The organism is Amycolatopsis sp. NPDC114503 (assembly GCF_055633655.1).
This window is the reverse complement of sequence record NZ_JBVKDT010000008.1, coordinates 77,550-92,594: the sequence shown is the minus strand read 5'-3', so window position 1 is coordinate 92,594 and position 15,045 is coordinate 77,550. Positions and strand designations below refer to the sequence as shown.

The window sequence follows — 15,045 nt, the reverse complement described above, 5'->3', positions numbered from 1 at the left end:
GAGGGGAAATTCCGCGAACCTCCCTGCCGCCCTCCGGGACTCGGTACGATGCAGGGGGCGAGTGATCACAGTGCGTAAACGGGGCGGGGAGGCCGGATGACCGAGCAGCATCGCGCGGAGCACGTCGAGTCCGCAGGCGATTACTACGCCCGGACGCAGAACGTGCACCAGATCTTCGCGGTCGGCGAGGACTCGCCGGAGACGCGCAGCGCGACTGAACGGGATGCCTCGCAGTACTCGGTCCAGCAGGGCCAGCAGCTGCTCCAGGGCCAGCAGACCAGGGGCGACGCGCCCGCGCCGGACGCGAACTACGCGTCGTACAGCCACGAAGACCTGCACAAAATGGTCAACGAGGGCTTGGACTTCAAGGACATCAACGAACGCAGCCGCGTGACGAACACGTACGGCAACCGGCTCGCGGACGCGTCCAACCAGTTCCGAGAGGCGGCCAACGCCGCGGGCGCGGAGTGGCAGGGCACGGCCGCGACGCAAGCGCATTCGTTCTTCCAGAGCACGGCAGACCACACGGAGAAAACCGGCAGCGCGATGCAGCTGGTGTCGAACCGCTACTCCCAGCAGTCCGCGGCGGCCGACTACGCGCACAAGAACATGCCGGAGCCGACTGGGTTCAACCAGAAGGCCGAGATGGCCAAGGCGACCGAGCAGTTCCAGAACGGCAACCCGTTGCAGGGCGTGATCGCGATGGGCGACGTGGCGGCCAAGCAGCAGCAGGCTGACGCGGCGCACCAGCAGGCGGTCCAGGTGATGCACGGGTTGGACACGACGTATCACGAGACGTCGACTACGCAGCCGGTTTACTCGCCGCCGCCGCAGATGAACAACGACAGCACGCATGCGAGCAGTGCCGCACCGGTGACTGTTCCGGGTGGCGCTTCCAGCGGGCCTTACGTCGGTCCTGGTGGGTCCGGTCCAGTGACTGGTGGTCCGGCGAATGGGTTCACGGGTACGAATCCTCCGCTTGGCGGTCCTGCGGTGAACTCCTTCCCGCCTGGGGGAGGCGGCAACCCTCCGGGCGTTCCTTACAGCCCTGGGCCGGGGATCAACACCGGTACTGGGCCGCTCAGCAACCCTGCGGTGTCAGGGGGCGGGAACAACCTCCGGACCACTACGGGCATCGGCGGGCGACTTTCTCCGGAAGGGCTCGCTTTGGGCGGAGGCGGCGTCGGCAATGCTGGACAGGACACCCCGCGCAGCCGGTCAGGAGGCGGTGTTGGCCGGGGCGGTGCCGGTGGCCGAGTGACCGGCGGTGCTGGCTCGGGCGGTTCCGGGAAGCCCGGCGAGTCCGGTGGCAAGGGTGCCGCTGAACGGCTTGAGCGCGGCGCTACCGCTGCCGCGAACGCTGGAAAAGCCGGGAAGCCTGGTGCGGCGGGTGCTGGCGCTGGTGCGGCGGGTGCCGGGAAGAAGAAGGAAGAGGACAAGGAACACAAGAACAAGATCCCGACGCAGATCGATCCGGACGAGGTCTTCGAGGTCAAGCCGGAGCGAGGACCGGACGGGGAGAAGATCACTCCCCCGGTTCTCGGCGGCTGAGTCCTTTCCCTCGCGCAGATCTAGGAGCAATCGATGGCAGAAATCGTCTGGGACAAGAAGTCTTCGACCGAAAGCTCACCCGCTGCGGGCACGGCGGGCAACGACTTCCTGGCTGGGCTAACCGAGGGGCCGGGAAGTCATGAGGCCGCGCAAAAGATGAAGACGGCCGGGAATACACTGAAGACCTTGGCGCAGAACGGGTCCTTCGCGGTGAACGAGGAGGGGTTCACCGCGTACATGAAGGCGTGCGACTTCTTCCTCAGCGTCTTAAACGATTTTATGGGCCAAGCATCCTTTCTTGGCCGAGCCGCAAAAATGGGAAATTTCAACTACGCTCGATCCGTCGCCGACTTCAATGTCACGGTAGCAAGCCACCCGCAAGAGGGAATGCTGCCCAATCTCATACTGATGCAGCAAGCAGTTGACGCCGCACAGCAGGCGCTCCTCATCGCACGGAAAAACTACCAAGAAACCGAAAGCGCGCATTCATTGTCCTTCGCCGAGCTCAACAAGAAACTCGACAATCAGTGAAAACATCCCGTGCCGCTACCGCCTTCCTGCTGGCCAGTGCAGCCGCACTGGCGCTCACCGCATGCGACAGTCCGGTAAACGGCGCAGCACAGGCCAGCGGAACACCCCCCTCAACCGGTTCGGCTCCGCCCGCTTCCGCGGGAAACCCCTTCGCAGCCCGGAACCAGTGCGCCCTGCTTGATCAAATATTGAGCGGGGCAGGCTACCCCCCAGCGAAACCCTCTATCGCACAAGAACGCAAAGCCTGCGTCACCCAAAAATCCAGCGGCGGCTTGAACGCCACCAACGTAGGGCTGCTCCTGCAAGAGGAACAGCGCTACGACAGCGACGTCAAGAACACCGCGCAAGCTCGCAGCGGAAGCCTCGGCGACCGGAAGTTCGTCGAAGATCCCGCCGAGCTGGGGGCAGCCGGCCAGTGCACGATATCCATGTCGGTCCAGACCAGTTCTCGCGCGATCATCACCGTGACCGGCGGAAATGACACTGCCGCTTCCTGCAAGACCGCGGAGGACCTGGCGACCAAACTGGACCCGCTCCTCCCTAAGGGCTGACGCTCCCTCGCACCGCGGGCATGGGAACTCGAAGCCGCCGCGCGCCGGTTGAACAAGAACTGGAGATTCGTGGCAAAGAATTGCCGCGCGGCCGGGGCGCTCAGCGTCGCGCTGGCCATAGTCGGCACAGCAGCGTGCGGCAACCCGGTCAACGGCACCGCAAAGCCAGCTGCATCAGCGCTCGCTCCAACCAGCAGTCCGGCCTCCAGTTCCGGCAATCCATTCGCTTCGCTGAACCAATGCCAGCTGGTCGATCAAATTCTGGCCGGTCAAGGATTTCCGCCAGCACAACCCTCCGTCGCGGACTCCAACCGAAGCTGCCGGTCAATGAAGAAATCCCACAATGCCGCGACAAATCCAGCGACTGAAGTCGGAATAGTGCTTCAAAATGGCCAGAAGTACACGGACAACATCCAGAATCCCAACTCTGCACACAATGGGAATATCAACGGACGAAAGATGATCGAACAACGCGACCTGCTGGGCTCCCCGGGCGGGTGTCAGATAGGCATGGAGGTCGGGCCCAACGCTCGCGCTTTGGTGATCGTTCTGATCAGTGATGACACCGCGGCCGCCTGTAAAGAAGCCGAAGAGGTCGCGATCGCGTTAGACAAGCGGCTTCCACGAGGCTGAAGCGATCTTCTCCAGGTTCCTGAAAACCTATCTTCAGCAGGCATCAGTGCGCCCTCCTGGGACAGATTCTCAGCGCCGGAGGTCGCTCGAAGAGACTCCATCGATCACACACTGCCGAAAACCCTGCGCTGCCGACAAGTCCGGCAATGACGCTGCCGCATCCTGCAGCACGGCCGAGAACCCTGGCTACCGAGTTGGTCCCCTCCCTTCCCGAGGGCCGGCCCCAGCTAGGGTCCCATCTCGGGGATAACCTCAGGGACCTTCCCCGATGTGCCCTCCCCCGCCATCGACCATGCTGTGAAGCATGAGTGGTGCGAACGACGTGCGGCCTCCGCGGACAAACCCGCTGAACGGGTTCGAGGAGACCGTCAAGGACTTCTGGGCCAGCAGGCCTCGGCGGCCGCACTCGGGGCGGAAGGTCGCGGGGGTCGCGGCCGGGCTGGGGGATCGCTACGGGATCGATCCGGTGGTGATTCGGGTCGCGTTGGCGGCGGCGACTGTTTTCGGGGGCTTCGGGCTGGTGCTTTACCTGCTCGGGTGGCTGTTCTTCCCCTCCGAGGGCGACGAGGTTTCCGGCTTCGAGGCGTTGATCGGGCGCGGGCGGTCGAGCATGACGAAGGCCTTCGCGGCCGTGCTGACCGTCGCGGTGATTCCGGTGGCCGGGTGGACTTTCGGCGGCGGCTGGTTCGACGGGGGCGGCCTGATCGGGTTCGCGTTGCTCGCCACAAGCCTTTATCTCCTGCATCGCACCCGCGGGCAGGACAACCGACCGGCGCCGGTCGTCGCGTTCGCGGCGGACGGAACCGCTTCCGGAACCGGAGCTTTCACGATGAACAGCGACACCCCGACTCCCGCGGCGGCGGCGCCGGGCTGGGATCCACTGGCCGCCGACCCGGCGGGCTGGGATCTGCCTGATCCGGCGGCGCCAACGCCGCCTCCCCCTCCGACCGGCGACTACAACGACCACCAGCCGAGGCCGCCGCGGCGGCGGTCCAAGATCGGGGCCGCCACGTTCGGGGTCGCGGTGATCGTGGCCGGCATCGGGGTCGCGCTCTCGCTGAACGGGTTCGACTGGTTCTCGCTGCGGCACATCATCGGCATGACGCTCGCCGTCCTCGGCGTCGGGCTGGTGGCGGGGGCGTTCGCCCGCGGCGCCCGCGGCCTGATCGGGCTCGCGATTCCGCTGTCGATCGCCGGGATGGTGCTCACCACCAGCACGTTCGACAACCTCGACGTGCGCGGCGGCTTCGGCAACCTGTCGGCCACCCCGCGGTCAGTCGCCGAATTGCAGCCGGAGTACCGGCACGCGGCCGGGAACATGAAGATCGACCTGACCCAGCTGCCCGCGAGCGACCCGATCACCACGACGGTCTCCAACGGAGCGGGCAACACCGAGATCATCGTGCCGAGGACCGCGGACGTGACCTTCACCTGCGAGAACTCCGCCGGCGAGGTCGACTGCCTGAACCGCTCGTCCAACGGCGTCGACCAGCCGACCATCACCGGGACCGACAACGGCGACGACAACGTCGGCGGACAGAAGATCACGCTCCACGTCACCAACGGCGTGGGCCAGGTGGAGGTGCGCCGTGGCTGAGAACCCTTACTCCTACGACGAGCCCGAAGCCCCGGCCCGCCGCCGCGGGGTCGACTGGATCACGCTGATCGTCGGGGTCGCGACGCTGCTGGTGTCCGGCTACGTCCTCACCGACGGCTCCAGCTGGCTGCCCACCTTCGACTTCCGCTGGATCATCGCGGGCGGCGCGGTGTTCTGCGGGATCCTGATGCTCGGCGCGTCGTTCCGCAAGCGACGGCCGTAAAACGCGACAAAAAAACGGGGCCCGGAAATCCGGGCCCCGTTTTTCACGTCATTCCCATTCGATGGTGCCCGGCGGCTTGCTCGTCACGTCCAGCACCACGCGGTTGACCTCGGACACCTCGTTCGTGATCCGGGTCGAGATCCGCTCCAGCACCTCGTACGGCAGCCGCGTCCAGTCCGCAGTCATCGCGTCCTCCGACGACACCGGGCGCAGCACGATCGGGTGGCCGTAGGTCCGGCCGTCGCCCTGGACGCCGACGCTGCGGACGTCCGCGAGCAGCACCACCGGGCACTGCCAGATCTCCTGGTCCAGCCCGGCCGCGGTGAGCTCCTCGCGGGCGATCGCGTCCGCCTCGCGCAGGGTCTCCAGCCGGTCCGCGGTCACCTCGCCGATGATCCGGATGCCCAGGCCCGGGCCGGGGAACGGCTGGCGCTGCACGATCGTCTCCGGCAGCCCCAGTTCGAGCCCGACGCGGCGGACCTCGTCCTTGAACAGCAGCCGCAGCGGTTCGACCAGCTCGAACTGCAGGTCGTCGGGCAGGCCGCCGACGTTGTGGTGGCTCTTGATGTTCGCGGTGCCCTCGCCGCCGCCGGACTCGACGACGTCCGGGTACAGCGTGCCCTGCACGAGGAACCGGTAGTCGCCCTGCGCCTTGAGATCGCGCTCGGCCTGCTCGAACACGCGGATGAACTCGCGGCCGATGATCTTGCGCTTCTGCTCCGGGTCGGTGACGCCGGCGAGCGCGTTCAGGAACCGCTCGCGCGCGTCCACGGTGACCAGGTTGACGCCGGTCGCGGCCACGAAATCGCGTTCGACCTGGGTGCGCTCGCCCGCGCGCAGCAGGCCGTGGTCCACGAACACGCAGGTCAGCCGGTCGCCGATGGCGCGCTGCACGAGCGCCGCCGCGACCGCGGAGTCGACGCCGCCGGACAGGCCGCAGATCGCCCGCCCCTCACCGATTTGCGCGGCGACCTTGGCGACCTGTTCGTCCACAATGGACGAAGTGGTCCAGCCGGGCCGGACGCCGGCGATCTCGTACAGGAACCGGCGCAGCACCTCCTGGCCGTGCGGCGAGTGCGCCACCTCCGGGTGGTACTGCACGCCCGCGAAGCGCCGTTCGACGTCCTCGAAACCGGCGACCTCGGCACCGTCGGAGCTGGCCGTGACGACCGAGCCCTCGGGGGCCTTGGTGACGCTGTCGTTGTGGCTCATCCACGCCGTCTGGTGGTCGGGCAGCCCGGTGTGCAGGACACCGCCCTCGCCGACGATCCGCACGTCAGTACGGCCGAACTCGCGCACGCCGGTCGGCTCGACGACACCGCCGAGCGCGCGGGCGAGCAGCTGGTGGCCGTAGCAAATGCCGAGGATCGGCACGCCGGCCTCGACCAGCTTCGGGTCCATCGCGGGAGCGCCCTCGGCGTACACGCTCGACGGGCCGCCGGACAGGATGATCGCGGACGGGTTCTTGGCGAGCAGCTCCTCGACGGTCGCGCTGGACGGCACGACCTCGGAGAAGACCTGCGCCTCGCGTACGCGACGGGCAATCAGCTGCGCGTACTGCGCCCCGAAGTCCATGACGAGTACCGGACCGGTGGGAGTGGCCACCTACGACCTCCAGGCGAATGAGCGCTTTTGCCACCATCGTCCCAGGTGGGCTCGGTCACGTCGGCAATGGCCCCGGAATGAGGACACCAGCTGTCCGCGAACCGGCTTACCGTGCCTTCATGACCAACGACTGGACCAACGAACTGACTGAACAGCTCGACTGGCACTGGCAGCACCACGTGCGCCCGAAGCTGGAGGGGCTCACTGACGACGAGTACTTCTGGCAGCCGGTCGCGGACTGCTGGACGGTGCGCCCTCGCACCAACGACGAAGAACCCGGCACCGGTGACTTCACCATCGATTTCTCGTTCCCGGAGCCGACTCCTCCGCCAGTGACCACAATCGCGTGGCGGCTGGGCCACATCATCCCGGGAGTGCTGGGCATGCGTTCCGCCTCGCACTTCGGCGGGCCTCCGACGTCCTATCAGGACTTCCCGTACGCGGGCACGGCCGACGAAGCCCTGAAGCAGCTCGACGACGCGTACGCGACCTGGATCGCCGGTGTACGCAGCCTCGACGCTGAAGCGCTGGCTCGTCCGTGCGGTCCGGCTGAAGGACCGTACGCGGAGCTGTCGATGGCCGCGCTCGTCTTGCACATCAACCGAGAGATGATCCATCACTGCGCCGAGATCCTGCTGCTGCGCGACCTTTACCGAAACCGCTGACCAGCAGCCCCAGCACGACCCCGAGCAGCGCGGGCATGCCGTGGTTGTCGTGCAGCACCGTGTCGAGCACAGCCAGCGGCACGATCAGCAGCGCGGCGAGGTACAACCCCTGCGGCGGCTGAGTGGCGCGCGCTCGCAGCACGACCACGGCGAGCGCGCCGAGCAGTCCGGCGACGCACATCGAGTTCCCCGCCCCCACCGGGTTCAGCCAGACGTAGCTGAGGTACTGGCCGAACAGTCCGCAGCCGAAATAGAGGACGAACCAGGAGACGCGGCCGAGGCACCATTCCGCGAACGTGCCGACCACAGCGAGGGCGACCAGGTTGAAAATCCCGCCGAACAGCTTGCCGTCCTGGAAGAACATCCCGGTCAGCAGCCGCCACCACTCCCCGGCGTCGATCGCGGTGGCGTCGCGCTTGAAGCGGTCGAAGAGGGACGGGTCCGCCAGTTGGGCGATGAGCACGGCTGCGGTCGCGAGGAACACCGCGCCGGTCAACACCGGACGGCGCGGCGTTCCGACGCGGGCGAAGAAGGCTCCAGCCGGGTTGGCGGACCAGCGAGAGGCAACCGAGGTGGTCATGGGCTGACGATATGGCGGCACCCCGCGGGAGACCCCCGACAAATGTCATCTCCGCGCCACGACAGGTGCCACAAAAGAAGGACCTGGTCCGGCGTGCCGGGCCTGGTGCTGCCTAATACCTTGAGCGCATGGACACGATCACCCCACAGCCGCGGGCCGCGTGGATCGCCGGGCAGGCTGAGCAGGGCGCGAGCACCCTCGTGGTGCACCACCCGTTCGACGGCAGCGAAGTGGCGACGGTCGCGGTGCCCGGCGCGGACCAGGTGGAACGGGCGGTGGCCGCGGCGGCCGCGGTCGCGAAGGAATTCCGGCGCACTCCCGCGCACCAGCGGGCGGCCGCGCTGGAGCACGTTTCGCGCGGGCTCGCGATGCGGGCCGAGGAACTCGCCGAGGTGATCACGGCCGAGAACGGCAAGCCGTTGAAGTGGGCCGAAGCCGAGGTGAAGCGGGCGATTTCGGTCTTCCGGATCGCGGCGGAGGAGGCTCGCCGGTTCAGCGGCGACGTCCAGCGGCTCGACGCCGACCCGTCCGGCGACGCCCGGCTCGCGCTGACCCGCCGGGTGCCGCGCGGACCGGTGCTCGGGATCGCGCCGTTCAATTTTCCGCTGAATCTGGTGGCACACAAGGTCGCGCCCGCGCTCGCGGTCGGCGCACCGATCATCATCAAGCCCGCGCCGCGCACGCCGCTGTCGTCGCTGGTACTCGGCGAACTGCTCGCCGAGACCGACTTGCCGGAGGGCGCGTTTTCCGTGCTGCCGCTGGAAAACGAGGAAACTCAGGCACTCGTTGCCGACCCGCGGCTGCCGGTCGTGTCGTTCACCGGATCGGGTCCGGTCGGCTGGTCGATCGCGGACGCGGCGGCGCGCAAGCACGTGGTGCTCGAACTGGGCGGCAACGCCGCGGCGGTCGTACTGCGGGACTGGCCGGACGTCGAGGGCGCCGCGCAGCGGATCGCGACCTTCGGGAACTACCAGGCGGGCCAGTCGTGCATCGCGGTGCAGCGGGTGATCGTGGACGCGGCGATCGCGGACGAGTTCGTTCCCGCGCTGACCGAAGCCGTCGAAGCGCAGGCAACCGGCGATCCTTACGACCGCAACACCGACGTCGGTCCGGTCGTCGACGAATCTGCCGCGGAACGGATCATCGAGTGGGTCGAGGAAGCTGTGGCCGGTGGCGCACGGGTGCTGACCGGCGGAACCCGTTCGGGCGCAACGGTTGCGCCGACCCTGCTGACCGACGTACCCGCGGACGCCAAAGCCTGGTCGGAGGAGATCTTCGGACCGGTGCTGGCGGTGTCCATTGTGGATGGCGTGGACGAGGCTTTCGCTTCGGTGAACGCTTCGGCGTACGGACTGCAGGCCGGGGTGTTCACCAGTGACGTGCAGCTGGCCTTCCATGCCTCGGCGGAGCTGGAAGTCGGCGGGGTGATCATCGGTGACGTTCCGTCGTATCGCGCGGATCAGATGCCGTACGGCGGCGTGAAGGGTTCGGGCGTCGGCCGGGAGGGCGTGCTGTCGGCGATGCACGACCTGACCGAGGAACGGGTCACGGTCTTCACCGGGGTCGACCTCTGACCACAGTGGACTTGCGACGGGCGACGGCCGCGGACGCACGCGACATCGCCGACGTGTGGCTGCGGTCGTTCGCCGCCGCGTTACCGACCGTCCGCCGCGCCCACGACGATGACGCGGTGCGTTGGTGGTTCGCGAATGTCGTGGTGCCGCAGCAGGAAACCTGGGTCGCGGTTGCCGAGTCCACTGTGGCCGGACTGCTCGTGCTCGACGGCGCGGAGCTGGCACAGCTCTACCTCGACCTGCCATGGCGCGGTCGCGGAATCGGGGATCAGTTGGCGGACTTGGCCAAACAGCTCCGCCCGGACGGACTGACGTTGTGGACGTTCCAGATCAACGAGCCAGCGCAACGGTTTTACCGCCGTCACGGTTTCGTCGCCGTCGAATACACCGACGGACAGCGAAATGAAGAGCGCGAGCCAGACGTTCGTTACGTCTGGCCCGCGCCTCAGGCAGACTGAGCGAACTTGAAAACCCCGTTGGGGTCGTACTTTTTCGCCACCTGGTCCAGCCGGGCCGCGTTGTCGCCGTAGTAGGCCGACTTCCAGTCCGGCAGATCCGGGTCGATGTAGTTCACGTAACCGCCGCGCGCGCCGGCGTCCGCCAGCCCAGCGACCACAGTGGACACTGACTTGCGCGCGCTGTCCTGGCTGCTCGCGGTGGCCGGGGCGTAGACCTGGATGCTGGCCAGCGCTTTCCGGTGCGGGAACGCCGTGGCCGTCGGCGCGATATCGCCCACCGCGCCGCCGAGGCCGTCGATCAGCAGGTCCATTCCCTTGTGCCCGGAGGCGAGATCGGCGATCTTCCCGCCGTCGACCGGATCGGTGATGATCCGCGACGACGCCACGAAGGTCTGCCGTTCCGAACTGCCGGAGAAGTAGTTCATCGCCGCGCCGTAGCCGAGGGTTTTCGTCGTGCGGCTCGACGGCGTCGCCGACAATCCGCTGAGCGCCGACGTCAGCCCCGCCGAACTGCCCACGAATGCCCCGCCGATCCGGCACGCCCCGCCCGGACCGCCGGAAACCACGCAGTTCGACCACAATTCGGGCGGAGCGCCCGGCAGCCAGCGCTGCCACGCGTCGACCACGTCGCTCGCCGAGCCGGACGGGAACTTCAGCGAAAACACCGTAACGGTCGGCGCTTCCACGGTGCTGAAGGTGAACGACGTGACCACGCCGAAGTTTCCGCCTCCGCCGCCGCGCAGCGCCCAGAACAGGTCGTCGTCGGATTGCGCGCTCACCGTGCGCAGCTTGCCGTCCGGCGTGACGATCTTCGCGGACTGCAGCCGGTCGCACGTCAAACCGTATTTACGGGTCAATACCCCGATTCCGCCGCCGAGCGCGAGCCCGGCAATGCCGACAGTCGGGCACGAACCCGCGGGCAGGCAACGCCCCGCTTTCGCCAGTTCCGAATAGACGTCCCCGAGTTTCGCGCCCGCGCCGATGACGACCTGGTCGCCCTGGACGTCCACGCCGGCCATGCCGCCGACGTCGATGACCAATCCGCCGTCCGGCGCGGAATACCCGGCATAGCTGTGCCCACCGCTGCGCGCGGCGAGCGGGACCCGGCCGCCAGCCGCTTCAACGCACGCCTGCACGTCCTCGGGCTTCGCGCATTTCGCGACCGCAGCAGGATTACTCCCGTCGAAAAGCGGGTTGAACGCACGTTTCGCGGTGGCGAATCCGCCGTCGTCGGGCAGCACGAGGTCCCCGGAGAGCTTGCCGCGCAACGCGTTCCAGTCCGGCGGCCCGGACGGCTTCGAGCTGGTGCTCGGCGGTGCGGTCGTTCTGGACGTCGGGCTGGTCTGCGGCACCGACGGCCCCGGTTTCGCCGTGCAGGCCGCGGCCACCGCGCCGACCGCCGTCAATCCGGCGGCGCGCAAGAACGTCCTTCTCCCGACTGTCATGTTCATTCAGACGCCTCAGACCTCAAGTCGGTTGCGAAAAGTCCGGTCAGCAATGCCTCAAGGGCGAATTCGAACCGCTCGTCGTGCCGGGCTCCGTCGCTCAGCGCTTGCGCGAGCAGCGGAAAGCGGTCCTCGTCGAGGTGCTCCAGACTGTCCACATCGGACTGGATGCCGGGCGTGCGGCCAGCCTCGGCGAGCGTGTGGCCGAGGACGAAAGTCATCACGGCGTTCACCATGTCCAGTCCGCGCGCTGGCGGCAACTCCAGCAGCCGCAATGCGGTTTCGAGCACCTGCAGTGAATCCGGGCTTACCGCGGGGCGGGTCGCGGCGAGCGGCAGCACGCCCGGATGCGCGAGCAACTGCACCCGGTACGCCCGCGCCACCCGGCCCAGCCACTGCTGACCGCGCTCGTCCGGCTCCGGTTCGATCCCGGCCAGCGCCGAGACGAGCCGGTCGATCAGGGCGTCGAACAGCGCTTCCTTGTTCGGCACGTAGTGGTAGAGCGTCATCGCCTCCACGCCGAGCTCCGCGCCGAGCTTGCGCATGGACAGCGCGGCGATGCCGTGCTCGTCCACGAACGCGAGCGCGGCGTCCACGACCCGCTCCCTGGTCAGCCCGGCACGCGGCCGGGCCCTCCGGTCGGACACTGGTCCCCCTTGACGTTTCTTACGGCGTAAGGTACCACTGTTCTCACCTCTTACGGCGTAAGAATCGAGGAAGCGATGACTGACCCCAAGACCGTCCTGCGGCAGTTCCTTTCGATCGTCAACAGCCACGACCTCAGCGGCCTGGACACCGTGGTGGCCGACGACGTGACCGAGTCCGGCCCCGTCGTGGTCGACGCGCCGACCGGCGGGCTGGCCGCCTTCCGCACCGGCTGGACGCAGATGCTGACCGCGTTCCCGGACCTGCACGTAGACCTCGATTCGCTGCTCGCGGAAGGCGATCGGGCCGCGGCCACGGTGACGCTCACCGCCACCAACACCGGCTACTACCGGAGAGGTTCGGCGACGGGCAAACGCGGAACGTGGCGCGGTTTCGTCCTGGCGCGGGTGACCGGCGGCCGGATCTCCGAACTCGACATCCAGACCGACCGGCTCGCCATCCTGCAGCAGCTGGGCATCGTCGGCGATGACGACGAACTGGCGGCCGACAGGCAACCGAGCTGAGGTCAGAGCAGCGGAGCCATCTCGGGCACCGGCCCGGACAGCGCCGAACCATCGCCGCGTCCGGTAAGCCACGCCAACACCGTGCCCGGCGTCCCGGTCACGAGATCGCCGCCCTCGCCGAAAGTCCAGGTACGGACGCCGTCGGTGAGCCGGAACGAAGGCAACGGGCGCGGGCACATCCGGATCAGCGTGGCGATCACCGCGTCGAGATGCTCGCCGAGCAAAGCCGTGGCGCTGTCGAAATCGTGGCCGGCATCGAGGTCGACGAGGTGGATCGTGGTCTCGGACAGCCGCAGCGTCAGCACGTCCGCGCCGGTCAGCTCACCGCCGTGCCGGTGCCGGACGCGCGCTGACCAAGTCTCGTCCGACAACCGCGCGGCATGGTCGGTCAGCCGTTTCCCGGACGCCACCAGGTCGGCCACGATGTCCGCCGGAGCGCGACCGGCACCGGCCTCGATGTCGTCGTCGCGGGCGTTGCCGGGCCCGTACATCGACCGCTCGACCCCGGTTTCGGCCCAGGTCAACAGGTTGCCGAGAGCGTCCGCGTTGCGCGCGAGGTGGGTGAGCAGATGCGCGCGCGTCCAGCCGGGCAGCGCGCTCGGCTCGGCGAACGCCGCCTCCGGCATCGCCTGGGCGATTCGTGCCCATTCGTCGTGCAGTTCCCGGATCCGGTCCAGCGCCGCAGTCGTCACCGGACGATCTTAGGTCAGCGACGCAGTGCCGCGGGGGCGTTCGCCGGAACCGCCGGGTTCTTCGGCGCGACCGGTTCCATCCGGGCGTACCCGCTGCTCTGCTCGGGCCGCTCGTCGGCCTCGCCCTTGTTGGGCCAGAACGAGAACGCCCGCTCGGCCTGCGCGGCGATGGTGAGCGACGGGTTCACCCCGAGGTTCGCGGTGATCGCCGAACCGTCCACAACGGACAGTCCGGGATAGCCGTAAACCCGGTGGTAGGGGTCGATCACGCCGGTGTCGGCGCTGTCGCCGATCGGCACGCCGCCGATGAAGTGCGCGGTGAGCGGGATATCGAACACCTCGCCCCAGGTGCCGCCCGGCATGCCGCCGATCCGTTCCGCGGTAAGGACGTTCGCCTCGTGCCCGGCCGGGATGAAGCTCGGGTTCGGCTCGCCGTGGCCCTGTTTCGACGTGTATTTCCGCCGTCCGAACAGACCGGGCCGCGTGTAGGTGGTGATGGAGTTGTCCAGGCTCTGCATCACCAGCAGAATCACCGTGCGCTCGCTCCACCGGTAGGCGTTCAGAAGTTTCGCCGACTGCACCGGGTGTTTGACCAGGAACGTGAGCGCCTGCCGCCAGCGCGGAACGCTCGAAGAACCGTCGGTGGCAACGGTTTGCAACAGGCTCATCGCGTTGCTGCCCTTGCCGTAACGCACCGGTTCGATATGGGTGTTTTCGTCCGGATGAATCGACGAGGTGATCGCGACACCGCGGCTGAAGTCTCGTTCGGGGTCCACAGTGGTCCGCGCCGCGCCGATGATCGCCTCGGAGTTCGTCCGGGTCAGCTCGCCGAGCTTGCCGGACAACTTCGGCAGCGCGGCCGTGTCCTTCATGCGGTGCAACAGGTTCTGCGTGCCCCAGGTGCCAGCGGCGAACACCACCTGCGACGCCGTGACCGTCGTCCGGAAACGGCGCGAACGGGTTCCGGTCTTCTGCAACGTGACCGCGTAACCGTTGCTGCGCGGGCTCACCGACGTCACCGTGGTCAGCGGAATGACCTTCGCGCCGTCTTTTTCCGCGAGGTACAGATAGTTCTTCACCAGCGTGTTCTTCGCGCCGACGCGACAGCCGGTCATGCAGGACCCGCATTCGGTGCACCCGACGCGATCCGGCCCGGCACCGCCGAAGAACGGGTCCTTCACCGTCTCGCCGGGCTTGCCGAAATAGACCCCGACCGGCGTGGCGTGGAACGAATCCTCGACGCCCATGTCCTTCGCGACGTCCCGCATCACCACGTCGGACGGCGTGATCGTCGGGTTCGTGACGACCCCGAGCATCCGGCTGGCCTGGTCGTAATGCGGCGCGAGCTCGCTTTCCCAGTCAGTGATGTGCGCCCACTGCCGGTCTTGGTAGAACGGCTTGAGCGGCCGGTACAGCGTGTTCGCGTACACCAGCGAACCGCCGCCGACGCCCGCGCCGGCCAGCACCATGACGTCGTTGAGCATGTGGATGCGCTGGATGCCGTAACAGCCGAGCTGCGGGGCCCAGAGGTAGCGCTTGAGATCCCAGGACGTCTTGGCGAACTCGTCGTCGGCGAACCTCCTGCCCGCCTCGACCACCGCGACGCGGTAGCCCTTCTCGGTCAGCCGCAACGCCGCGACGCTGCCGCCGAACCCGGACCCGACGACGAGGACGTCATAGTCGGGTTCTTGCCGCGCGGTGGTGGTGTTACTGGCAGTCACAGGAAAGAGGGTAACCCCCGGGGAGCCGCCAGACCAGAGGTAAGTTACTG

16 protein-coding genes are annotated in these 15,045 nt (G+C 67.8%); 10 read left to right on the top strand and 6 right to left on the bottom strand.

Annotation, left to right across the window (positions count from 1 at the left end; translation table 11 throughout):
• Nucleotides 1-96: 96 nt before the first annotated feature.
• The 6 genes from ACZ7OI_RS31335 to ACZ7OI_RS31310 all read left to right on the top strand — a co-directional run bounded on the left by ACZ7OI_RS31335 (nt 97) and on the right by ACZ7OI_RS31310 (nt 5,086).
• Nucleotides 97-1,551, top strand: a complete 1,455-nt coding sequence (locus ACZ7OI_RS31335) for a hypothetical protein (protein WP_470267705.1) — start codon at nt 97-99, stop codon at nt 1,549-1,551.
• 33 nt (nt 1,552-1,584) lie between these two features.
• Complete coding sequence (locus ACZ7OI_RS31330) at nt 1,585-2,082, top strand: hypothetical protein (protein ID WP_470267704.1); 498 nt, start codon at nt 1,585-1,587, stop codon at nt 2,080-2,082.
• Nucleotides 2,079-2,633 carry a hypothetical protein gene (locus ACZ7OI_RS31325; protein ID WP_470267703.1) on the top strand — a complete coding sequence of 185 codons (555 nt, stop codon included), beginning with the start codon at nt 2,079-2,081 and terminating at the stop codon, nt 2,631-2,633. Before ACZ7OI_RS31330 ends, ACZ7OI_RS31325 begins: the two co-directional genes overlap by 4 nt.
• 48 nt (nt 2,634-2,681) lie before the next feature.
• Nucleotides 2,682-3,266 (top strand): DUF3558 family protein, encoded by a 585-nt coding sequence (locus ACZ7OI_RS31320; RefSeq protein ID WP_470267702.1) that lies wholly within the window; start codon nt 2,682-2,684, stop codon nt 3,264-3,266.
• Between the two features lie 304 nt (nt 3,267-3,570).
• Nucleotides 3,571-4,863, top strand: a complete 1,293-nt coding sequence (locus ACZ7OI_RS31315; protein WP_470267701.1) for a PspC domain-containing protein — start codon at nt 3,571-3,573, stop codon at nt 4,861-4,863.
• Nucleotides 4,856-5,086 carry a hypothetical protein gene (locus ACZ7OI_RS31310; protein WP_037368646.1) on the top strand — a complete coding sequence of 77 codons (231 nt, stop codon included), beginning with the start codon at nt 4,856-4,858 and terminating at the stop codon, nt 5,084-5,086. The genes ACZ7OI_RS31315 and ACZ7OI_RS31310 overlap by 8 nt, the downstream gene beginning before the upstream one ends.
• A gap of 48 nt (nt 5,087-5,134) precedes the next feature.
• Here the strand turns inward: ACZ7OI_RS31310 and guaA are convergent, their stop codons facing one another.
• Nucleotides 5,135-6,691 (bottom strand): glutamine-hydrolyzing GMP synthase, encoded by a 1,557-nt coding sequence (gene guaA / locus ACZ7OI_RS31305; RefSeq protein WP_470267700.1) that lies wholly within the window; start codon nt 6,689-6,691, stop codon nt 5,135-5,137.
• Between the two features lie 119 nt (nt 6,692-6,810).
• Between guaA and ACZ7OI_RS31300 the strand changes: the two genes are divergently transcribed.
• Nucleotides 6,811-7,356 (top strand): DinB family protein, encoded by a 546-nt coding sequence (locus ACZ7OI_RS31300; protein ID WP_470267699.1) that lies wholly within the window; start codon nt 6,811-6,813, stop codon nt 7,354-7,356.
• On the opposite strand, the gene ACZ7OI_RS31295 is transcribed toward ACZ7OI_RS31300, so the two are convergent.
• Entirely contained in the window at nt 7,289-7,936 is a 648-nt protein-coding gene (locus tag ACZ7OI_RS31295; RefSeq protein ID WP_470267698.1) for a rhomboid family intramembrane serine protease, read from the bottom strand. The two genes, ACZ7OI_RS31300 and ACZ7OI_RS31295, sit on opposite strands and share 68 nt — an antisense overlap.
• 128 nt (nt 7,937-8,064) lie before the next feature.
• Here ACZ7OI_RS31295 and ACZ7OI_RS31290 point away from each other — a divergent pair, with 128 nt between their 5' ends.
• Both ACZ7OI_RS31290 and ACZ7OI_RS31285 read left to right on the top strand, forming a co-directional pair.
• Nucleotides 8,065-9,510: an aldehyde dehydrogenase family protein gene (locus ACZ7OI_RS31290; RefSeq protein ID WP_470267697.1), complete on the top strand. Its 1,446-nt coding sequence runs from the start codon at nt 8,065-8,067 to the stop codon at nt 9,508-9,510.
• Nucleotides 9,511-9,515: 5 nt separating this feature from the next.
• Nucleotides 9,516-9,968: a GNAT family N-acetyltransferase gene (locus tag ACZ7OI_RS31285; protein ID WP_470267696.1), complete on the top strand. Its 453-nt coding sequence runs from the start codon at nt 9,516-9,518 to the stop codon at nt 9,966-9,968.
• On the opposite strand, the gene ACZ7OI_RS31280 is transcribed toward ACZ7OI_RS31285, so the two are convergent.
• Nucleotides 9,956-11,419 carry an FAD-binding oxidoreductase gene (locus ACZ7OI_RS31280; protein WP_470267695.1) on the bottom strand — a complete coding sequence of 488 codons (1,464 nt, stop codon included), beginning with the start codon at nt 11,417-11,419 and terminating at the stop codon, nt 9,956-9,958. The two genes, ACZ7OI_RS31285 and ACZ7OI_RS31280, sit on opposite strands and share 13 nt — an antisense overlap.
• Nucleotides 11,416-12,060: a TetR/AcrR family transcriptional regulator C-terminal domain-containing protein gene (locus tag ACZ7OI_RS31275; protein ID WP_470267694.1), complete on the bottom strand. Its 645-nt coding sequence runs from the start codon at nt 12,058-12,060 to the stop codon at nt 11,416-11,418. The genes ACZ7OI_RS31280 and ACZ7OI_RS31275 overlap by 4 nt, the downstream gene beginning before the upstream one ends.
• A gap of 75 nt (nt 12,061-12,135) precedes the next feature.
• Between ACZ7OI_RS31275 and ACZ7OI_RS31270 the strand changes: the two genes are divergently transcribed.
• Nucleotides 12,136-12,582, top strand: a complete 447-nt coding sequence (locus ACZ7OI_RS31270) for an ester cyclase (RefSeq protein WP_470267693.1) — start codon at nt 12,136-12,138, stop codon at nt 12,580-12,582.
• Between the two features lie 2 nt (nt 12,583-12,584).
• Here the strand turns inward: ACZ7OI_RS31270 and ACZ7OI_RS31265 are convergent, their stop codons facing one another.
• Both ACZ7OI_RS31265 and ACZ7OI_RS31260 read right to left on the bottom strand, forming a co-directional pair.
• A complete protein-coding gene (locus tag ACZ7OI_RS31265) occupies nt 12,585-13,274 on the bottom strand; it encodes a maleylpyruvate isomerase family mycothiol-dependent enzyme (RefSeq protein ID WP_470267692.1) in 690 nt (229 codons plus the stop codon).
• Between the two features lie 14 nt (nt 13,275-13,288).
• On the bottom strand, nt 13,289-14,995 hold the full coding sequence (locus ACZ7OI_RS31260; RefSeq protein WP_470267691.1) for a GMC family oxidoreductase N-terminal domain-containing protein: 1,707 nt from the start codon (nt 14,993-14,995) through the stop codon (nt 13,289-13,291).
• Between the last annotated feature and the right edge of the window lie 50 nt (nt 14,996-15,045).